The sequence below is a fragment of the Bradyrhizobium sp. RDI18 genome (assembly GCF_043203335.1).
In the GTDB taxonomy this organism is placed as follows: domain Bacteria; phylum Pseudomonadota; class Alphaproteobacteria; order Rhizobiales; family Xanthobacteraceae; genus Bradyrhizobium; species Bradyrhizobium retamae.
The window spans coordinates 3,162,475-3,182,269 of sequence record NZ_JBICRN010000008.1; the positions used below are offsets into that span (position 1 = coordinate 3,162,475).

Annotated in this window: 15 protein-coding genes and 2 pseudogenes; 8 read left to right on the forward strand and 9 right to left on the reverse strand. The window is 63.4% G+C overall.

All coding sequences use genetic code 11. The features are described from left to right. Positions 1 to 7: 7 nt before the first annotated feature. The 6 genes and pseudogenes from ACFXS9_RS24320 to ACFXS9_RS24345 all read left to right on the forward strand — a co-directional run bounded on the left by ACFXS9_RS24320 (position 8) and on the right by ACFXS9_RS24345 (position 6,552). Positions 8 to 718 carry a DUF1028 domain-containing protein gene (locus tag ACFXS9_RS24320; protein ID WP_392692806.1) on the forward strand — a complete coding sequence of 237 codons (711 nt, stop codon included), beginning with the start codon at positions 8 to 10 and terminating at the stop codon, positions 716 to 718. Beyond that, on the forward strand, positions 715 to 1,704 hold the full coding sequence (locus ACFXS9_RS24325; RefSeq protein ID WP_392692809.1) for an ABC transporter ATP-binding protein: 990 nt from the start codon (positions 715 to 717) through the stop codon (positions 1,702 to 1,704). Before ACFXS9_RS24320 ends, ACFXS9_RS24325 begins: the two co-directional genes overlap by 4 nt. 172 nt (positions 1,705 to 1,876) lie before the next feature. Next, the gene (locus ACFXS9_RS24330; protein ID WP_392692811.1) at positions 1,877 to 2,995 is read left to right on the forward strand and encodes an ABC transporter ATP-binding protein; all 1,119 of its coding nucleotides are present in this window, start codon (positions 1,877 to 1,879) and stop codon (positions 2,993 to 2,995) included. A 29-nt stretch (positions 2,996 to 3,024) separates the two neighbouring features. Then, a pseudogene (locus tag ACFXS9_RS24335) lies at positions 3,025 to 4,536 on the forward strand (ABC transporter substrate-binding protein). 182 nt (positions 4,537 to 4,718) lie between these two features. Continuing rightward, the gene (locus ACFXS9_RS24340) at positions 4,719 to 5,660 is read left to right on the forward strand and encodes an ABC transporter permease (RefSeq protein ID WP_392692814.1); all 942 of its coding nucleotides are present in this window, start codon (positions 4,719 to 4,721) and stop codon (positions 5,658 to 5,660) included. 4 nt (positions 5,661 to 5,664) lie between these two features. After that, entirely contained in the window at positions 5,665 to 6,552 is an 888-nt protein-coding gene (locus ACFXS9_RS24345) for an ABC transporter permease (protein ID WP_392692817.1), read from the forward strand. A 68-nt stretch (positions 6,553 to 6,620) separates the two neighbouring features. Here ACFXS9_RS24345 and ACFXS9_RS24350 read toward each other — a convergent pair whose 3' ends face one another. The 4 genes and pseudogenes from ACFXS9_RS24350 to ACFXS9_RS24365 form a co-directional block, all read right to left on the reverse strand. Beyond that, complete coding sequence (locus tag ACFXS9_RS24350; RefSeq protein WP_392692820.1) at positions 6,621 to 7,364, reverse strand: hypothetical protein; 744 nt, start codon at positions 7,362 to 7,364, stop codon at positions 6,621 to 6,623. Between the two features lie 123 nt (positions 7,365 to 7,487). After that, positions 7,488 to 10,581: pseudogene (locus ACFXS9_RS24355) on the reverse strand (MexW/MexI family multidrug efflux RND transporter permease subunit). Between the two features lie 105 nt (positions 10,582 to 10,686). Further along, positions 10,687 to 11,880, reverse strand: a complete 1,194-nt coding sequence (locus ACFXS9_RS24360; protein ID WP_392692823.1) for an efflux RND transporter periplasmic adaptor subunit — start codon at positions 11,878 to 11,880, stop codon at positions 10,687 to 10,689. A gap of 1 nt (position 11,881) precedes the next feature. Next, positions 11,882 to 12,583 (reverse strand): helix-turn-helix domain-containing protein, encoded by a 702-nt coding sequence (locus ACFXS9_RS24365; RefSeq protein WP_334367717.1) that lies wholly within the window; start codon positions 12,581 to 12,583, stop codon positions 11,882 to 11,884. Positions 12,584 to 12,934: 351 nt separating this feature from the next. Here ACFXS9_RS24365 and ACFXS9_RS24370 point away from each other — a divergent pair, with 351 nt between their 5' ends. Then, positions 12,935 to 14,155: a cytochrome P450 gene (locus ACFXS9_RS24370; RefSeq protein WP_392692826.1), complete on the forward strand. Its 1,221-nt coding sequence runs from the start codon at positions 12,935 to 12,937 to the stop codon at positions 14,153 to 14,155. 671 nt (positions 14,156 to 14,826) lie between these two features. Here ACFXS9_RS24370 and ACFXS9_RS24375 read toward each other — a convergent pair. After that, on the reverse strand, positions 14,827 to 15,117 hold the full coding sequence (locus tag ACFXS9_RS24375) for a hypothetical protein (RefSeq protein WP_392692828.1): 291 nt from the start codon (positions 15,115 to 15,117) through the stop codon (positions 14,827 to 14,829). Between the two features lie 15 nt (positions 15,118 to 15,132). Here ACFXS9_RS24375 and ACFXS9_RS24380 point away from each other — a divergent pair, with 15 nt between their 5' ends. After that, positions 15,133 to 16,122: a Spy/CpxP family protein refolding chaperone gene (locus ACFXS9_RS24380; RefSeq protein ID WP_392692829.1), complete on the forward strand. Its 990-nt coding sequence runs from the start codon at positions 15,133 to 15,135 to the stop codon at positions 16,120 to 16,122. 520 nt (positions 16,123 to 16,642) lie between these two features. Here ACFXS9_RS24380 and ACFXS9_RS24385 read toward each other — a convergent pair. The 4 genes from ACFXS9_RS24385 to ACFXS9_RS24400 form a co-directional block, all read right to left on the reverse strand. Continuing rightward, positions 16,643 to 17,023: a hypothetical protein gene (locus tag ACFXS9_RS24385; protein WP_334376658.1), complete on the reverse strand. Its 381-nt coding sequence runs from the start codon at positions 17,021 to 17,023 to the stop codon at positions 16,643 to 16,645. A 189-nt stretch (positions 17,024 to 17,212) separates the two neighbouring features. Continuing rightward, positions 17,213 to 17,503, reverse strand: a complete 291-nt coding sequence (locus ACFXS9_RS24390; protein WP_392692830.1) for a hypothetical protein — start codon at positions 17,501 to 17,503, stop codon at positions 17,213 to 17,215. Positions 17,504 to 17,726: 223 nt separating this feature from the next. Then, positions 17,727 to 18,590, reverse strand: coding sequence for a sugar phosphate isomerase/epimerase family protein (locus ACFXS9_RS24395; protein WP_392692833.1), 864 nt, complete (start codon positions 18,588 to 18,590; stop codon positions 17,727 to 17,729). Continuing rightward, positions 18,590 to 19,783, reverse strand: a complete 1,194-nt coding sequence (locus ACFXS9_RS24400; RefSeq protein ID WP_392692836.1) for a dihydrodipicolinate synthase family protein — start codon at positions 19,781 to 19,783, stop codon at positions 18,590 to 18,592. The genes ACFXS9_RS24395 and ACFXS9_RS24400 overlap by 1 nt, the downstream gene beginning before the upstream one ends. Positions 19,784 to 19,795: the final 12 nt, after the last annotated feature.

Below are 19,795 nucleotides of genomic sequence, written 5' to 3' on the forward strand. Positions count from 1 at the left end.
ACTTGAGATGACCTGGTCGATCATTGCCCGTGATTCCTCAACCGGCCAGATCGGCATCGCGGTCGCGACCCGATTTTTCGCCGTCGGCGCGCGCGTGCCGCATATCGCGCCCGGCTTCGGCGGCATCGCGACGCAGGCGCTGGTCAATCCCTACTATGGCATCGACGGCGTGAAGCTGTTGCGCGAAGGCCGCAGCCCCCGGGAGGTGGTGGACATTCTGCTCGTTACCGACGATGGACACGAGGCCCGCCAACTTCATGTCATGGATATCAAGGGCCGCATCGCAGCGCATACCGGCCGCGAATGCATCGACTGGTGTGGGCATATCCAGGGCGACGGCTTCTCCCTCGCCGGCAACATGCTGGCGGGCGCCGCCGTGCTCGATGACACGGCGAAAGCCTTTGTCGCCAATGCCAGCCTGCCCTTTGCGCGGCGGCTGATCGTAGCGATGAAGGCCGGCGAAGCCGCCGGCGGCGACAAGCGCGGCAAGCAATCGGCGGCGCTGTTGATCCATGGCGAAGAAGAATGGTCCGATCTGGACCTGCGTGTCGACGACCATACCGATCCGTTGGCCGAACTCGAACGACTGGAACAAGTGAGCCGCGAGCGCTGGGTGCATTTCCGTCCCTTCCTGCCGACGCGCAAAAACCCGGCGGGGATCACCGACCGGACAGTCATCGATGCCCGCATCGAAGCGGCGACGACGGGCAAGGCATGACGGCAAACCCGCTGATCGAAATCGAGGGCCTGCGCGTGGTCTTCCATGGCGATGACGGCCGCACCACGCACGCGGTCGACGGTGTCGATCTCAGCGTCGCCAATGGCGCGACGCTTGGCCTTGTCGGCGAATCCGGCTGCGGCAAGAGCGTGACCTCGCTCGCCGTCATGGGACTATTGCCAAGGCGTTCCGCTGAGGTGTCGGGTTCGATCCGTTTCGACGGTTTTGATCTCCTCGACATTCCCGACGATACGCTGCGCGATCTGCGCGGCAATCGGCTCGCGATGATCTTTCAGGAGCCGATGACTTCGCTCAATCCGAGCTTCACCATCGGCGATCAGATCATCGAGACCATCCTTCGCCATCGCGGCGGGTCGCGGCGGCAGGCGCGCGAGCGCGCGATCGAACTGTTGCGGCGGGTGCACATCCCCTCGCCCGAGAAACGTGTCGACGAATATCCGCACAAGCTGTCCGGCGGCATGCGCCAGCGTGTGATGATCGCGATGGCGTTGGCCTGCGACCCGCGCCTTTTGATCGCGGACGAGCCGACCACCGCGCTCGACGTCACGCTGCAGGCGCAGATCCTCGATCTGATGCGCGAGCTGAAGGCCGCCAGCGGTGCCGCGATCATCCTGATCACCCACGATCTCGGCGTGGTCGCCGAAGTCTGCGACGAGGTTGCGGTGATGTATGCCGGTGAGATCGTCGAACGCGCGCCGGTCGACGAACTCTTTGCCAGCCCGCAGCATCCCTACACCGTCGGCCTGCTCGGCTCGATCCCGCGGCTCGGCCGCCGTACCCAGCACCTGGCGACGATCGAGGGCATGGTGCCGAACATGACGAACCCGCCGGCCGGCTGCCGCTTCGCCGCGCGCTGTCCCTTCGTGCTCGACGCCTGCATCGCCGCACCGCCGCCGCTTGCGATGGTAAGCCCCGACCACGCCTCGCGCTGCATCCGCGCGCCGCTGGAGCTTCTGGTATCATGACCGTGCCGCTCTCCGCTCTCGTGCCCCGGGCGCAGTGCAGCGCAAGCGAAGCGCAGCGATGCACTGCTGAACCGGGGTCCATCGCCAGCCTCACCCACACTGGGTCCCGGTTCTGCAGCACAACGCTTCGCATTGCGCTGCGCCCGGGACAGGATCGTGGCGGGAGCGCGTCATGACCGCGCTGCTCGAAGTCGAAGGTCTGGTAAAGCATTTCGTGGCCGCGCGTTCGGTTTTCGGAACGCCCACCGCTTATGTCAAAGCAGTCGACGGCGTCAGCTTCACGGTCGAGGCCGGCAAGACGCTGGCGCTGGTCGGCGAGTCCGGTTGCGGCAAGTCCACCGTCAGCCGGCTGGTGCTGCGGCTGATCGAGCCGGATGCGGGCAACGTTCGCTTCGAGGGCCGCGACCTCGGCGCGCTCGGCGCCAACGAATTGCGCGCCTTCCGCCGCGATGCGCAGATCATTTTCCAGGACCCGTATGCGTCGCTCAACCCGCGCATGACGGTGAGCCAGATTCTAAGCGAGCCGCTGGCGCTGCACGATCTGGTGCCGGCCCCGCGCCGCCGCGAACGGGTCGAAGAGCTGCTGCGGCTGGTCGGGCTCGAGCCGCGCTTTGCCCGCCGCTACCCGCACGAATTTTCCGGCGGCCAGCGCCAGCGCATCGCGATTGCGCGGGCGCTGGCGGTAGAGCCGAAACTGATCATCTGCGACGAGCCGGTCTCCGCGCTCGACGTCTCGATCCGCTCGCAAATCCTCAATCTGCTGCGCGACCTGCAGGACCGGCTCGGCCTCGCCTACATCTTCGTCTCGCACGATCTGGCGGTCGTAAAGCACATCGCCGACCGCGTCGCCGTGATGAATCTCGGCGGTATCGTCGAGACGGCGGACGCCGAAGCGCTGTTCGCCGCGCCGCGGCATCCCTATAGCCGTGCGCTACTGTCGGCGATTCCCGTACCCAAACCGCAGGCCCGGCGCGGCCGCATCGTGCTGGAAGGCGAGATGCCGAGCGCGCTCAATCCGCCTGCCGGTTGCCGCTTTCATACCCGCTGCCCTTATGTCATCGAGCGCTGCCGCACCGAAATTCCGCTCCTGCTCGCCGACGGCACGGGACACGCGACGGCGTGTCACCGCACCGCCGAATTGCCGTCACCCGGGGCCATCGTTCCCGCCGATGGCGGATTTTCGCCGGTGCTGGAAAAATTGGTCGCCGCCTTCAGCGGTGGCACGGAAGGTGTGGGTCGCGTCGGGGTTGATGTATCAGGGACACGGCCAAGTGCAGTAACGGCCAAGTGAAGCGTAATCGTGGATAAGGGGATGGCAGCATGAAAATCTTTCGCTTGGCAGTCACCGCGGCGGCGTTGCTGCTGTCGCTTCCGGCAACCGTTCAGGCCCAGACCACGCTGCGGATCGGGCTCGCCGAAGACCCTGATATCCTCGACCCGACCATGGCCCGCACCTATGTCGGCCGTATCGTGTTCGCATCGTTCTGCGACAAGCTGTTCGACATCGACGAGAAGCTCAATATCGTGCCGCAGCTCGCGCTGAGCCACGAGACCTCGGCCGACGGCAAGGAAGTCACCATCAAGCTCCGGCCCGGCGTCAAGTTTCATGACGGCGAGCCGCTGGACGCCGAAGCCGCCAAATATTCGATCGAGCGTCACCTCACCATGCAGGGCTCGTTCCGCAAGCCGGAGCTGGCGAGCGTCGATCGCGTCGAGGTGGTTGATCCCCTCACGATCAAACTTGGGCTGAAGGCGCCGTTCTCACCGCTGATCGCGCAGCTCACCGACCGCGCCGGCATGATGGTCTCGCCGAAAGCCGCCAAGGAAGCCGGCGACAAGTTCGGACTCCGTCCGGTCTGCGCCGGGCCGTACAAATTCGTCGAGCGAGTTCAGCAGGACCGCATGGTGTTCGAGAAGTTTGCCGATTACTGGAACAAGGACAATGTGTCCATCGACCGCATCGTGTTCCTGCCAATCGTGGACGCCACGGTTCGCCTCGCCAACCTGAAATCCGGCGGGCTCGACCTGATCGAGCGCGTGCTTGCCACCGACATCAAGGATGTTCGGACCGATTCACGGCTAAAACTTTCGACCGCGATCGAACTCGGCTATCAGGGCATTACGCTCAACATCGGCAAGGATAAGGCCAAGGGACCACTCAGCCAGTCCGCCAAGGTGCGCCAAGCGCTCGATCTCTCGCTCGACCGTGAAGCCATTAACCAGGTGGTGTTCAACGGCGAGTTCAAACCGGGCAATCAATGGGTCAATCCGGATCATCCCTATTACCAGCAGGCCTTTCCGCTTCGCGGGCGCGACGTCGCAAAGGCCAAGGCGCTGCTGAAGGAAGCCGGAGTCGCGCCGCCGGTCAGCGTCGACCTCATGGTGCCCAAGGGTGCTGAGACCGAAGCGGTCGCACAGGTAGTGCAATCGATGGCCTCAGAATCTGGCTTCGACATGAAGATCAGGGTCACGGAATTTGCGACCTCGCTGAAGCAGGCCGAAGCTGGTGAGTACCAGGCTTTCATGCTGGCCTGGAGCGGTCGGATCGACCCGGACGGCAACTCCTATGTCTTCCAGAAGAGCGACGCGCCGCAGAACTACAGTGGCTGGTCCAACAAGGAGGCCGACAAGGCGCTCGACGATGGCCGCCTCGTCACCGATCAGGCGCAGCGCAAGGCGATCTACGAAAAGCTGGCCAAGATCGTGCTGGAGGAGAAGCCGCTGCTCTACATCTAGCACCGCCGTATCCTGATCGCGCATACGACGAAGCTCGAAGGCTACAAGCAGATGCCGGACGGGCTGGTGCGGGTGGTCGGGCTGAAGCTGAAGTGAGCGGGGCTCGCGTAGTCTCGTGTCCCGGACGCGTTGCAGCGCGAAGCGGTGCAATGCTGAGCCGGGACCTAGCACTCCTCTCGCAAGGGTCCCGGTTCTGCAGCGCATCGTGGAACCTGTGCTCGGGCCGCGCGAAGCGCGGACCCGGTACGCTGCGCTGCGCCCGGGACACGGATAGTGCCATGCTGAACTTTCTCGCGCGGCGGATCGTCCAGCTCATCCCGACGCTGTTCTTCGTCTCGATCCTGATCTTCTCGCTGCAGCAATTGCTGCCGGGCGATCCGGCGCTGGTGATGGCCGGCGAGGAACGCGATCCTGATGTGATCGCGCAGATCCGCGAGCAGTACCGGCTCGATCAGCCGGTGCCGGTGCAATATGTCTACTGGGTCAAGGGCGTGCTATCGGGCGATTTCGGCGAGTCGCTTCGCAACAAGGTGCCGGTGCGCGACTTGATCGCCCAGAAGCTGCCGGTGACGATGCAGCTTGCGTCGATGGCGATCGTCATCGCCTTCCTGATCGGCATTCCGGCCGGAATTATATCGGCGGTCAAGAAAGGCACGGCCTGGGACTATGGTGCCAATTTCTTCGCGCTGTGGGGGATCTCGACCCCGAATTTCTGGCTCGGCATCATGCTGATCTTCCTGTTCTCGATCCAGCTCGGCTGGCTGCCGGCATCGGGCTATGTGCCGCTGACCGAAAACTGGCGCGCCAGCATCGCCTCCACTATCATGCCGGCCTTCGTGCTCGGCAACGCGATTGCCGCGATCCTGATGCGGCATACCCGCAGCGCCATGCTGCAGGTGCTGGAAAGCGATTATGTCCGCACCGCCCGCGCCAAAGGGCTTCTCGAGCGCTCGGTCATTCTCAAGCACGCCATGCGCAACGCGCTGACGCCGGTGATCACGCTCGGCGCGCTCGAGCTGGGCACGCTGCTGTCGGGCGCGGTATTGACGGAGCAGATTTTCTCGATTCCCGGCTTCGGCAAGCTGATCGTCGACGCGGTCTTCAACCGCGATTATGCCGTCGTGCAAGGCGTCGTACTGACGACGGCGACGATCTACATCACGCTCAATCTCATTGCCGATATCGCCTATGTCCTCGTCAATCCGCGGCTGAGGGCCTGAAGCCATGGCCGACACCACGCTCAATGCATTACCGATTGCTGTTTCCGACGAGCTGGAGAGCCCGGCGCGACGCGCGCTGCGCCGGCTGCTCAAGCGCAAGGGCGCGATGGCCGGGCTTGTCGTGATCGCAACCTTCATGTTGCTCGCGCTGTTTGCGCCGCTGATCTCGCCTTATGAACCGATCGCGACAAGCTGGTCGCTGGTGCGCAAGCCGCCGTCGGCGCTGCACTGGTTCGGCACCGACGAGCTCGGCCGCGATATTCTCGCCCGCGTAATCTACGGCGCGCGGGCTTCGCTTCTGGCCGGCGCCATCTCGGTCGGGATCGCGTTGTCGATCGGCGTGCCGCTCGGCCTCCTGTCGGGCTATCGCGGCGGCTTCATCGACGCGCTGATCAGCCGCATCACGGATGCGATGCTGGCCTGCCCGTTCCTGATCCTGGCGATTGCGCTCGCGGCATTCTTAGGGCCCAGCCTCGGCAACGCCATGATCGCGATCGGCATCTCGGCAACGCCGATCTTCGTGCGGCTGACCCGCGGCCAGGTGATGAGCGTCAAGGTCGAGGATTACGTCGAGGCTGCACGCGCCATGGGCAATCCGCGCTGGCGCATCGCGCTGTTCCACATCCTGCCGAACATCATGCCGGCGCTATTGGTGCAGGCGACGCTGTCGATAGCGGCTGCCATCATCGCGGAAGCCGCGCTGTCGTTTCTCGGCCTCGGCCAGCAGCCGCCCGCGCCGTCCTGGGGAAGCATGCTGAACGCCGCACAGCGCTTCCTGACCAATGCGCCGTGGATGGCGGTCTGGCCGGGACTGGCGATCTTTCTCGTGGTGCTGTCGTTCAACCTGGTCGGCGATGGTTTGCGCGACGCGCTCGATCCGAGGGAGCGGTAGTTGAGACCCTCATGGTGAGGAGCGCGCTCGCGCGCGTCTCGAACCATGAGGCCCCGCCGGTGGCCTCTCTAGATCACGATCTCCCGCAGCACCCTTCGGCAATCCATCTCATATTCCAGATCGATCACCGGCGGCCGGGCAAAATGCCAGGTCAAACCCGAACGCGCGGCGCCGCGGCGGACCAGCGCGTCGGCGAAGACGTGGTGGAAATCGTGGATGGTATAGGTCTGCACGTCAGTCGCGTCTTTCCAGCCGAACCCGAACTCGCCCATGCGCCGCTCCATCACACCGGCGACGTAGCGGACCTTCTCCGCAATACCCTCGGGGCTGACGTCGCGGTAACGCACGGTGCGTTCGGCATAGCTCGCATTGCCCTCCTGTGACTCGCCGCTGCCCGCGATCACGAAGCTCGGCGCCGTGCTTTGGCTCGGCCGCGTGAACGAAAAGGCGTAGAATGACGGTTCGGCCGGCGGATCGATCTCCGGACAGACATTGCTGCGTGCTACCGGATTGGTCGTTCCATCATAGACGCCCCATTCGCTGAGCGTCTTGACGTAGTGCAGGTTGAAATTGCGGAACCCCTCGTCGGTGAATGCCGACGGCGAGCGCAGCTCGCAGGCGCAGAACGAGGTCAGCGGCCTGCCCGCCGCCTCGATGTACCTTGCGATCCGCGCAAAGCCTTCGGCCAGCGGCAGCCATTTGTCGAAGCGCACCCGCTCGATCTCAAATCCGGGATTGGCTGCGACACCGCCCGAATACTGGAACACGGCGGGAATGAAGCGGTAATTGCCGGCGGGAAAGTCGCTCGTCATGTTGCCTCCCTGCTTTTTCTATCTTTTAGCATGGAGACGCACTGACGTCGCATCTCCCGGCACGAAAAAGCGGCGGCAACGGTTTCCCGCTGCCGCCGCTCGCTATTCCGCGGTTGCAAAGACTCAGGTCGGCTTGAGCGCGGACCCAAGATCGAAATCCGCGATCTCCTTGGTCCGCTTGGAGCCAGCCTTGGCTTGGTGATCGGTGGCCAACCAGACATAGACCGCCGGCAGCACGAACAGCGTGAACAGCGTGCCGATCGACATGCCCGCGACGACCACGAGACCGATCGAGAACCGGCTGGCAGCGCCCGCGCCTGTGGCGGTCAGCAACGGGATCAGACCGGTGACCATTGCCGCGGTCGTCATCAGGATCGGCCGCAGCCGGATGCGGGCAGCCATTTCGATCGCCGAACGCTTGTCGAGGCCTTCCTTGAGCTGCAGTTCGTTGGCGAACTCCACCATCAGAATGCCGTGCTTGGTGATCAGGCCGACCAGCGTCAGCAATCCGACCTGGGTGTAGATGTTGATGGTCGCCACGCCGAAGAACAGCGGGATTAGCGCACCGACGATCGCCATGGGAACGCTGATCATGATCACCAGCGGATCGCGCAGGCTTTCGAACTGCGCGGCCAGCACCAGGAAGATGATGATCAGCGCGAAGCCGAAGGTGATCGCGAGTTGATTGCCTTCCTGCACATATTGCCTGGAGTCGGCCAGATAATCGTGGCCAAAACCGGCAGGCATCTTCTTGGCTTCGCCCTCCAGGAAATCCACCGCCTGCCCAACCGTCACGCCCGGCATCGGCACCGCGGAGAACGTCGCTGAATTGAGCTGGTTGTAATGCGTCAGCGCATTCGGATCGGTGGCGGTTTCGATCGACACGATGGTCGACAGCGGCACTAGCTGCCCGGTGTTGGTCGGGACGTAGTAACCGCCAAGCGCTTCCGGCGACAGCCGCTTGTCCACGCGACACCTGCGGGATCACCTGATAGGAGCGTCCCTCGAGGTTGAAGCGGTTGACGTAATTGCCGCCCAACAGCGTCTGCAAGGTAGCGCCAACCTGCGACATGTTGATGCCGAGGTCGCTCGCCTTCGAGCGGTCGATTGAGACGCGAACCACCGGCTGATTGAATTCGAGGTCGCTGTCGGAGACGATGAACATACCGCTCGCGCGCGCCGCGTCCTTCAGCTTCGCCATCTGTTCATAGACGGCCTGGAAACTGGCGGTCGAATTGATCACCATCTGTATCGGCAGGCCACCGGGCCCGCCCGGCAACGGCGGCAGGTTGAACGCAAACGCCTGAACGCCTTCGATCTTGCTGATCTCCGCCTGCACCAGCGGCTTCAGCGCGATCGAGGAACGCTCACGCTCGTCCCACGGCTTGAGCAACATGCCGGCGATGCCGCCCTGCGGCCCGTTGATGCCGTTCAGGACGAAACGCAGGTCAGTCTCCGGAAAACTGGCAAAGGCCTTGTCGAGCTTGTCGCCATAGAAGTCGATATAGTCGATGTTGGCATATTTCGGCGCCTTGGTCACCGAGAACACGATGCCCTGGTCCTCCTCGGGCGCGAGCTCCTTGGACGTGTTCATGTAGAGGAAACCGACCAGACCCAGGATCGTCAGCGCGAACAAGCCGGTGATCGGGCGATAGTCGAGCGAGCGATCGAGCTGGCGGCCGTACCAGCGTGTCATTGAGCCGAACACCCTGTTGACCAGCCTCGAGAACCGCCCCTCGTCCGCGCTCTTGAGGAGGACCGAGCACATCATCGGCGACAGCGTCAACGCGATCACGCCCGATACGATCACCGAGCCCGCCAGCGTGAAGGCGAATTCGCGAAACAGCGAGCCGGTCAGGCCGCCGAGGAAGCCGATCGGCGCGTACACGGCGGCAAGCGTAATCGTCATGGAGATCACGGGGCCGACGATTTCGCGCGCGCCCTGCAGCGACGCCTGCACCGGCGTCTTTCCTTCCTCCAGATGGCGATGGATGTTCTCCACCACCACGATGGCGTCGTCGACCACGAGCCCGATCGCCAGCACCATTGCCAGCAGTGTCAGAAGATTGAAGCTGAATCCCATCATCAGCATCAGGCTGCAGACGCCGATCAGCGACAGCGGAATCGTCACCACGGGAATGATGACCGAACGGAACGAGGCCAGGAACAGGAAGATGACGACCACGACGATCAGGACGGCCTCGATCAGTGTGTTCTTCACCTCGTCGATCGACGACTGAATGAACTTGGTGGAATCGTAGGCCACTTTCATTTTCATCGATGGCGGCAGGTTGCGTTCCAGCTCGGGAAACAGCGCGCGCACGCCCTTGACCAGCGTCAGCGGGTTGCCTTGCGGGGTCGCCTGCACGCCGATGAAGATCGCACGCTCGCCGCTGAACGCGACGCTCGCGTCCGAGCTCTGCGCCGCAAGTTCGACGGTCGCGATATCCTCCACGCGCACGAAGCCGCCGTCCTTGGACTTGACGATCATCTTCTTGAACTGCTCGAGGTTCCGCAGGTCAGTGTTGGTCTGGACGTTCGAGACGATGAAGTAGCCCTTGGACTGACCGGCCGCGGCCTGGAAGTTGTTCGCGGCGATCGCCGCCGAGACATCGCTTGGCGACACGCCGCGGCCTGCCATCCGCACCGGATCGAGCCACAGCCGCATCGCAAACGTCTGCCCGCCGAGGATGTCGGCCGATGCGACACCGTCGACCGTCGACAGCACCGGCTGCACGACGCGCGTCAGATAGTCCGAGATTGCCGAGCCCGAGAGTTCGTCGCTGGAGAAACCGAGATACATCACGGCCGTGGTCTGGCCGGTCGTCTTGGTCACGACCGGATCATTCGATTCCTTCGGGATCAGATATTTGACCGAGTTTACCTTGGCGAGAACCTCGGTCAGCGCCTGGTTCGGATCGAAATTCAGCTTGATGTAGACCTGAATCGTGCTGGTGCCCTGCACCGACGAGGAAGTGATGTAGTCGACGCCCTCGGCGGAAGCGACCGCCTGCTCGATCGGCGTGGTGATGAAGCCTTGAATCAGGTTAGCCGACGCGCCCGGATATGAGGTGATGATGTTGACTACCGTGTTCGACAGCTTCGGATATTGCCGGATCGGCAATACGCTGGCAGCGCGCAGACCGATCAGGAGGATCAGCAGGCTGACGACGACCGACAGGACCGGACGCTTGATGAAGATATCGGTGAAGACCATCGTAAAATATCCCGCTGAATTCAGCATTTCCGGAGCGCGGTCGAGCCATAAGACCGCCGCCCATCTTTCTTTCGCCGCGGCTCCTCAAGGGAGCCGCATCATGTATCAGTAGCGCGGCGGCTTCGCCGGAATCGCCGGCACCGGATCGTTCGAAATCGTCACGGCAGCTCCGGACTGCAGCTTGAGCTGGCCCACCGCCACGACGCGGTCGCCCTCCTTCAAGCCCTTCAGCACTTCGGCGCGGCCCTCAAGGCGTTTGCCGGTCTGCACAAAGGTGCGCGTCGCGATCAGGCTGGTCTTGCCGTCCTCCTCCTTCTTCTCACTGAGGAGGTAGACCGAGTCGCCATAGAGCGTGTAGTCGACCGCGGTTTCGGGCACGGTGACGACCGGCGGCTTATCCGGCAGCACCACAGTGGTGGTCGCGAACATGCCGGGCTTGAGGATCCTGTCCGGATTCTGGATCGTCGCCTGCACGCGAATGTTGCGCGTGTCCGCCGCGATCTGCGGCTCGATGGTGGTGATCTTTCCCTCGAAGGTGCGGCCCGGATAGGCGTCGACCGCGATCCGAACGATCTGGCCGACCTTGAGCTGGCCGGAGTCCTTCTCCGTCACAGTGAAGTTCGCATACAGCATCGACAGATCGGTCAGCGAGACGATCTGCGTACCCGCAGTCAGATATTGTCCGACTTCGACCCTGCGCACGCCGAGTTCGCCATCGAACGGCGCCCGCACCAGCTTCTGCGAAATAATCGCCTCGGTCCTGGCGATGCCGGCGCTGGCCTGATCGAACACAGCCTGGGCGTTGTCCACCGTCGCCTGTGGTCCGACCTGACGCTCGGCCAGTTGCTTGGCGCGATCCAGCGAGAGCTGCGCCAGCCGCTGCTGCGCCTTGTAGTTGGCAAGGTCTGCCTGCTCGGGACCGTCGAACAACTGCACCAGCGGCGTGCCCTGCTTTACACTGGCGCCCGCCGTAAACAGGATATCGGTGATGCGGCCGTTGACGTCGGAGGTCACGTTGACCTGGTGCACAGCGGCAAGATCGCCGACCGCGGTCAGAAGATTCGGAATCGTTTCGGACTTCGCCGTGGCGATGTTGACGCTGGTCGGCGGCGGCTTCATGGTCGCGAAGAACTGCGCGATCATCTTGCCGCGGAAGTAGTTGAACCAGACCAGGCCGCCAACCAGCAAGGCCAGCAGCGTTCCAACGATGATGAGCCATCGCACCATGCGGACCGGCCGCTTGTGCGGCTTTTCCGTTATCGGCTTGCCCGAAATCTTGTGTTCGGTCACGATATTCATGTCATGCACTTTCTGCAGTTACCGATTGTCCCGAATTCGGTGACAGCTCGCCGTCCAGATGAGAAGCAATTGCGGCTTCGGTAAGTCCGATGCCGCGCAGGATGAATTGACACAACTGCCGCTCCAGGTCGGCGGCGTTGCCGTAAGAAAGACAGGGCACGGGCGGAAGCCGCGTCAGCGCCGCCATCAGCACGGTGTGGTGCGCGAACCAGAACAGGTTGAGCGGATCGCTGCCGATCCGCGCCGCGTCGCCGGCCGTTACAGCGCGCTCGATCGACGCGGTGAACACCGGCCCGATCAGGCCGGCGACCTTGTCGTAGAGCAAACGCGCGAACTCGCCGTCATCGAGATGGCTGGTCGTCATCAGCCGCAGCCGCTGCGCTTCCTCCTGATCCGAGCCGTCCGACACCTCCATGAAATGGCCAACCATGCCTTTGACCAGCTCAACCAGTGTGGCAGTTGAAGGCTGCTGGCCGAGCAGGTGCGCGAAATCAGGATCGGCCTCGCATTCCTCGGCGAGGATTTCGGCATAGAGCGCTGCCTTGGATGGGAAATGCTTGAACAACAGCCCTTCCGAAATGGCTGCAGCCGCCGCCACGCTCTTGGTCGTGGTGCCGGCAAAGCCGTGACGGGCAAAGCACCGCTTGGCGGCGCTCAAAATCAATTGCCGCCGCAAGTCACTGGTCATGCGCAGGGTAGACATGGGGGCGTGAGTAATCACTCACCTTTACGAAGTCAAGGATACATTGCAGCGCACCAAGCGGATTCTGCTACCGGGTGGCGTCAAAGACACAACCTCATCGCTTTGTTTGAGCACGATTTTTCGGGAAATCGGGCTCTCGCGTTGCAGACTTATCCAGAATTGGTCGCAACCCCAGGGCGCTTGGATCAAGGCGACGCTTGGATCCCAAGGCGCTTGGATCAAGGCGCTTGGATAGTGTGGGCTGAAAGCTGCGCCGACTTGACGCTTTGAAAGCGGCGTCTAAGATAGTTGCAGATGCGACTAATTTGACCGCCGCTTATCTTTCCGTCTTCCCAACGAGTACGGCGAGCCATGAATCCGGATGCGCGCGAACTGGCGGCCACGTTCGACCTCGAAAAGCTGACGCCGGAGTTCTATGCCAACCCCTACCCGACCTATCGCGCGCTGCGCGAGAGCGAACCGGTCAAGCGGTTGCCGAGTGGGTCGTATTTCCTAACTCGCTACGACGATCTGGTCGCAGCCTACAAGAACACCAAGGCCTTCTCGTCCGACAAGAAGAAGGAGTTCTCGCCGAAATATGGCGACTCCCTGCTCTACGAGCACCACACCACGAGCCTCGTGTTCAACGATCCTCCCGCCCACACCCGCGTCCGCCGGCTGATCATGGGCGCACTATCGCCGCGCGCGATCGCCGGCATGGAGCCGGACCTGGTCCGGCTGGTCGATCGCCTGCTCGACGCCATCGCCGCCAAGGGCAAGGTGGACCTGATCGACGATTTCGCTGCTGCCATTCCGATCGAAGTGATCGGCAATCTGCTCGATGTGCCGGGGAGCGAGCGCGATCCCCTGCGCGACTGGTCGCTGGCCATTCTCGGCGCGCTGGAGCCGGTGATCGGCCCGGACGCCTTCGCCCGCGGCAACAAGGCGGTGAAGGATTTCCTGGCGTATCTCGAAGGGCTGGTGGCGCGGCGACGGGCCAAGCCCGGCAATCCCGACCGCGACGTGCTGACGCGACTCATTCAGGGCGAAGACAATGGCGAGCGGCTGACTGAAAAGGAGCTGCTGCACAACTGCATCTTCCTGCTCAATGCCGGCCACGAGACCACGACCAACCTGATCGGCAACGGGCTGGTCGCGTTACTGAACCACGCAGGCGAGAAACGCCGGCTGATTGAAAATCCCGATCTGATCAAGACCGGTGTCGAGGAAATGCTGCGTTTCGAGAGCTCCAACCAGCTCGGCAACCGCATGACCGTCGAGCCGTTCGAACTCGGCGGCATCGCGATGCCGGCGGGCACACCGGTGACGCTGTGCATCGGCGCCGCCAACCGCGACCCGGCCCAGTTTGCCGATCCCGAACGTTTCGATATCGGCCGCACGCCGAACCGGCATCTGGCCTTCGGCACCGGCGCGCATCAATGCGCCGGCATGGCATTGGCACGGCTCGAGGGCGCCATCGCGATCTCGCGTTTCCTCGCGCGCTTTCCGGATTATGCGCTCGACGGCGAACCGGTACGCGGCGGCCGCGTGCGCTTCCGCGGATTTCTGAGCGTACCTTGCAGGGTCAGCTAGGGCGCGGGCAAACCGCGTCAATCCTGCATCGTAAAATCGCAATGTAAGTCATCGCTGCGACGAACGAATTCTGCGCTCGCGCGTTGATGGTTCCGGGCCACCAAGCATGAGGGAGTTGAGATCATGCTTTCGCGCGGCGCTCGCATTGCAGCATTTTTTCTTGGTGTCTCCGCGATAGCGGTAAGCACCGGCTCATCCGCCCAGGATCGAAGAGGCCTCGGCGCAGGTGGTGGCCCGGCTGCGCCAGCAGCTCGACCGGCTGCACCGCCACCGGCGATGGCCCGCCCGGCGGCACCGCCACCTTCGATGGCCCGGCCAGCAGCCCCCCGGCTATGGCTCGTCCCGCCGCGCCGGCGTTCCGTGCAGCCCCTCCGGCACAGCGTCCAGCCATGGCCCCGCCTCCGGCGCCGCGTATCGCCGCGCCGCCGCGACCGGCAGCGCCGCGTGTCGTAGCGCCGCGGCCTGAGATTCATCGTGCCGCGCCGTCGCAGCGGCCGGCCATGGCGAGGCAACCGGAGCCGCGCATCAGCGCACCATCGCGGCCGGGCGCACCGCCGATTGTCGGCGCGCGACCGTCGCGAAACGAACAGATCGAAACGCGTGCGCAGCAGCGCGAGCAGCGCCTCCAGCAGCGGCAGCAAATGGTGCAGGAGCGGCAGCGCGATATGCTGTCACGCCAGAGCACGGAGCGGCAGAGCCGCATCGATCGCTTGCAGCAGCGCGTCCAGCAATTGCAGTCGCAAAAGCCGGAAGGTCTCCGGGCGCAACGCGAGCAGCAAAGATTGCTGCAGACTCAAGACCGCCTGCTCCAGCGCGAGCAGCGCATCCAGGAACGTGACCAGGCGCGCCTGCAGCGGCTGGCACCACCGCCTTCGGCTGAACGATCCGCCGCTGCTGCCGCCGCACAGGCTGCAGCCCGCGGACGGTTTACCGCACACTTCCGCAGCAATGATGCCTTGCAAGCCCGAACCGCGCTCATGGCCCGCGAGAACCGCTGGGCTCCCCGTCACGCTTGGCGGCACGGACACCGCGCCACGTTTGTGGCCTGGCTCGGCCCGGTATTCTGGCCCTACGCCTATTCCGACATCTTCAGTTACACCTTCTGGCCCCATGCCTACGATCCCGGCTATTGGGCCTACGCCTACGACGATTTCGTCGACACGGTGTTTTGGGGTACCGACAGCCCGTATTCCGCTTACGCCAGATATCCTGAACCCGGCGCCGCAATCACCGATTTCCGAGCGCGCAAGCCCGCAAGCGTGAGCCGGCAGACTCTCCGGCAATTGTGTGGAGATCCGGATAAGGGCGTGACCTCCTGGCCAATCGCGGAGATCACGCGCGCGGTCCAGCCGACGCCCGAGCAGCGCGCCCTGCTCGACGAATTGAAAGCCGCTGCGGCAAAGGCTGCCGATGTGTTCAAGGAATCCTGCGCCGATTCCTATGCGTTGACGCCGCCCGGCCGCTTGCGGGCAATGACGAACCGCGTCAGCGCAACGCTCGACGCGGTGAGGATCGTCCGGCCGGCACTGGAGCAGTTCTATAATTCACTGAATGACGAGCAAAAAGCGCGCTTCAACGCGCTCGGCCCGAACGTCGGCGAGCGTTCGCAACAGCAGCCGCAGCAGGAAGCGAATACGCAAACCGAGCGCTGCGGCGAGCCGAAGTCCAGCCTCACGCAGCTACCGATTGAGCGGATCGAGGCCGTGATACATCCGGCAGGCAAACAGAAGGACGCGCTCGATCTCTTGAGCAAGGCGACGAACGACGCGGTCCAGAAGTTGCAGGCCGCCTGCCCCGACGACGTGCCGCTGACACCGCTGGGACGGCTGGAGGCAATGGAGAAGCGGCTCGACGCCATGCTGCAGGCGGCCGCGCTGGTGCAGCCGGCTCTCGATGAGTTCTATGCCACGCTGAGCAACGAGCAGAAGGCGCGCTTCAATACGATGCCGCAGGTCGCAAGCCAGTGACTGAAACATGCCCGGCATCCTTCTTGACGAGGATCGAATGAGGCAATCGCACTTTGTCACGCTGCTCGCCCGGCCAACATCCAGCCGGCGAGACGCACGTTTGCGGCACGGTCGGACGTTCCTGATAGGCGCGTTGAGCGGACTGGCGTATATGCTTGCTTCGCCTTCCGCCCTGCCCCAGGCGCCGCAAGGCGCGGAGGGTGTCTCAGGACAACAGGCATTCAACAATGCCTGTCGGACGTGCCACATCATGAGAGAGGGCGACAATCGGCTGGGTCCCAACCTGCACAAGATTGTCGGACGGAAAGCTGGATCGCTACCAGACTATGGGTTTTCCAGCGCAATGAAGGAGGCAGGATTCGTCTGGGACGAGGAGAAGCTCGATCGCTTCATTGCCAACCCCGATGAGGTCGTGCCCGGCAACAGCATGAAGCCGTATGGCGGCCTCTCATCGAGCGAGGATAGAAAAAGATCATCGCCTTCCTTGCTCAATCACGATAACGCCGCAGCCTGGGAAGTTCTAGTTGCCCGCCGTGTTGAAGCGGGAAAGGTCGCAATCCCGTTCGGCATATCTCACGCGCCGCAGGCCCTCGCGGTCTTCGACCACGGTCGGCCGGCAGCGTTCCCTCCAGGCAGCCTGGGCGGCTTCATCGGCTTTCAGTTCTTCCGCGGTCCGGGGCGTGATCTTCACGGTGCCGCGGCTGCCGACGTAGAAGTTGGTTTGCTGGCTGGGAAGCAGCGGCGCGCCCGAGGCAATGGCCGCGGCCTTGGCATCCGCTGCGGCCCGCGCCGCGCGGGCGGCCTGGGCGGCATCTGCGGCATGGCCGTGGTCCATCGCGAATTGCGCGGACGCGGACGATACCGAAGCGACGACGATCGAGATTGCGATGAAGACGCGCATGGACACTGCCCCTTGATGAATGCGTCCGTCAGGAATGACTGACAAGCATTGAGGCGGCGTAAAGCTGTGTGACTAACCGGATCGCAATTTGATCGATAAAGGTTTAGCGGTCTTTCGGGCGCGCGTTGCCCACCGTTCATCGAACTGTAGGGCTCGGAATTCTCCTCGCTCGCGGCGAGGAGAATCTTGCTACTCGCTGCGGCCGAACTCGCAGCCCTTGCGGGCGTACACCAGGCGGACGACACCTTCGTTGTCGTAGGTGCGTTTCGGCTTGCAGAACGCTTCCCACTTCTCGATGCTGGCGCGCCTTGCCTTTGCATCTTCCTGATCCTGCGCCTCGCTGCGCACCGGATCGTCCAGGTAGGACGTCGTGCATACCCTGCCGTGGAACTTGCTGTAGGTGCAGCGTTCCACGACCTGCCAGGCCTGCGCCGATGTCGACAGCAGCGCCAGTGTCGCAATTGCGTAAAGGATCTTCATGTTGTCGCTCATCGCTCGAGGAGACTTTCTCCGTGCGACTAGCTAGCGCCGGAGTTTATCGAGGCGCAACGGTAACCCTTTGTTAATCTAAATACCCGCGGAAAAGGTTAAATCTGGAACCGCGCGCTGTCTCTTCACGCGACGCTATCACAACCAGAACGCGCGGCAGTTCACATACGAGACAACATCGTCCGTCATTGAGACAGCGGAAGCGTGACGGCTGCTAGACCACCGTCCGATGCCGCGCGATGCAGGTCTGCAGGACCTCGTCCATCGGCCTTGTCCACCACTCGCTGGAGAAGATTTCGATCTCGGAATAGCCGGCAAAGCCCTGCGCCTCGACCGCTGATCGCACAGATGTGATGTCGACGACGCCGTCGCCCATCATGCCGCGGTCGTTGAGGATGTCTTTTGTCGGCACCAACCAGTCGCAGACGTGAAACGCCAGCAGGCGATCTTTTCCCGCGCGCGCAATTTGCGGCATCAATTCCGGGTCCCACCAGATGTGATAGACGTCGAGCGCAACGCCGAGCGCGCCGGTGCGCTGCGGATCGAGCTGATCGCAGATGTCCAGCGCCTGCTTCGTCGTGTTCACGCAGGCACGGTCGGCGGCGTAGGCCGGATGCAAGGGCTCGATCGCGAGCGGCATGTTGGCCTCTCTCGCGTATTCCAGCATTTCCGCGATCGCGTCATGAACCTGCGTACGCGCAGCCGCAATGTCCTTCGAGACCGCGCTTCCCGGCCGCGAATACTGCGGCAGGCCGCCGACGACCAGCACGATGCAGGGCGCACCCAGCGCCTTGGCTTCATCGACGGCACGGCGGTTGTCGTCGCGCGCCTCGGCGCGATGCGCCGCATCCGCCGTGAACATGCCACCGCGGCAATAGCCGGACAATTCAAGGCCGGCGTCGCGCACGGCCCGCACTGCGCGGTCGAGGCCGATGGCCGCAACCTGGTCGCGCCAGGGATCGATAGCGCGGATGCCGTGGCGCGCACAGGCGTCGATGATGGCAACGAGGTCGCCCTGCTTGCGGACGGTCGCCGTGTTCAGCGACAGCCAGCGATGATCGCTCGAGAAATCACGCATCAGGGTTCGATGCCGCGCGTTGCCAGCACCGTCTTCATGCGCCGCGTTGCCAGTTCAGGGTTGGACAGGAGGCCAGCCTTGTCGGCCAGCCGAAACAGTTCGGCCAGATGCAGCGTCGAGCGCGTGCTCTCCTGCCCGCCGACCATGGTGAAATGATCCTGGTGGCCGTTGAGATAGGCCATGAACACGATGCCGGTCTTGTAGAACCGCGTCGGCGCCTTGAAGATATGGCGCGACAGCGGCACCGTCGGCCCCAATACGTCATGGAAACCGGCCTCGTCGCCGGCAGCCAGCCGCGACAGTGCATAGGACGCCGCCGGAGCGATGGCATCGAAGATGCCGAGCAGCGCATGCGAAAAGCCTTGCGCGTCGCCCGCGATCAGTTCCGCGTAGTTGAAATCGTCGCCGGTATACATTTTGACGTTCTTGTCCAGCCGCCGGCGCATGTCGATCTCGCGCTGCTTGTCGAGCAGCGAGACTTTTACGCCATCGACCTTGGCGGCGTTGGCGTTGATGATGGCAACCGCCGTATCCATCGCCTTGTCGAGATCGGCCGTTCCCCAATAGCCCGACAGCGCCGGGTCGAACATGTCGCCGAGCCAGTGGATGATCACGGGCTCGCGAACCTGTGACAGGACCTGGTTGTAGACCTTTGCATAGTCGTCGGCACTGCGGCCAAGCTTTGCCAATGCGCGCGAGGCCATCAGGATGATGCGGCCGCCGGCCTCCTCGACCGCCGCGATCTGTTCCTCATAGGCGCGGATCACGTCGTCGATCGATTTTGCGTCTTCCACCGCGAGGTGATCGGTGCCGGCGCCGGAAAACACCAGCGCATTGTCCTTCGCTTTCGCAGCCTTTACCGAACGCCGGATCAGTTCCAGCGAAGTCGGCCAATCCAGCCCCATGCCGCGCTGCGCGGTGTCCATCGCTTCGGCAACGCCAAGGCCGAGATCCCAGACATGCTCGCGGAACGCGATGGTGCGGTCCCAGTCGATGGCGGATGTCAGCCACGGGTCGTTGTCGGCGAGTGGGTCCGCCACGACGTGGGCGGCAGAAAACGCCGCGCGGTTGAGCGCACCTTCAAGCTTCGCCGGAAACGTCCGCGATGCCGCCAGGCGATAATCCTCGATTTTGCGATCCGCCGTCGGCAGCTTCAGCGATAGCGACGACATCGGCAGGACGGGCTTGTTCATGTTTAAGCCTCC

Excerpts from the sequence above, each read along its gene's own strand:
- ACFXS9_RS24345 (WP_392692817.1), top strand. The coding sequence starts at position 5,665 with ATGGCCGACACCACGCTCAATGCATTACCGATTGCTGTTTCCGACGAG.
- ACFXS9_RS24320 (WP_392692806.1), top strand. The coding sequence starts at position 8 with ATGACCTGGTCGATCATTGCCCGTGATTCCTCAACCGGCCAGATCGGC.
- ACFXS9_RS24360 (WP_392692823.1), bottom strand. The coding sequence starts at position 11,880 with ATGAATATCGTGACCGAACACAAGATTTCGGGCAAGCCGATAACGGAA.
- ACFXS9_RS24395 (WP_392692833.1), bottom strand. The coding sequence starts at position 18,590 with ATGCGTGATTTCTCGAGCGATCATCGCTGGCTGTCGCTGAACACGGCG.
- ACFXS9_RS24340 (WP_392692814.1), top strand. The coding sequence starts at position 4,719 with ATGCTGAACTTTCTCGCGCGGCGGATCGTCCAGCTCATCCCGACGCTG.
- ACFXS9_RS24330 (WP_392692811.1), top strand. The coding sequence starts at position 1,877 with ATGACCGCGCTGCTCGAAGTCGAAGGTCTGGTAAAGCATTTCGTGGCC.
- ACFXS9_RS24400 (WP_392692836.1), bottom strand. The coding sequence starts at position 19,783 with ATGAACAAGCCCGTCCTGCCGATGTCGTCGCTATCGCTGAAGCTGCCG.
- ACFXS9_RS24390 (WP_392692830.1), bottom strand. The coding sequence starts at position 17,503 with ATGAAGATCCTTTACGCAATTGCGACACTGGCGCTGCTGTCGACATCG.
- ACFXS9_RS24325 (WP_392692809.1), top strand. The coding sequence starts at position 715 with ATGACGGCAAACCCGCTGATCGAAATCGAGGGCCTGCGCGTGGTCTTC.
- ACFXS9_RS24385 (WP_334376658.1), bottom strand. The coding sequence starts at position 17,023 with ATGCGCGTCTTCATCGCAATCTCGATCGTCGTCGCTTCGGTATCGTCC.
- ACFXS9_RS24350 (WP_392692820.1), bottom strand. The coding sequence starts at position 7,364 with ATGACGAGCGACTTTCCCGCCGGCAATTACCGCTTCATTCCCGCCGTG.
- ACFXS9_RS24380 (WP_392692829.1), top strand. The coding sequence starts at position 15,133 with ATGGCCCGCGAGAACCGCTGGGCTCCCCGTCACGCTTGGCGGCACGGA.
- ACFXS9_RS24365 (WP_334367717.1), bottom strand. The coding sequence starts at position 12,583 with ATGTCTACCCTGCGCATGACCAGTGACTTGCGGCGGCAATTGATTTTG.
- ACFXS9_RS24370 (WP_392692826.1), top strand. The coding sequence starts at position 12,935 with ATGAATCCGGATGCGCGCGAACTGGCGGCCACGTTCGACCTCGAAAAG.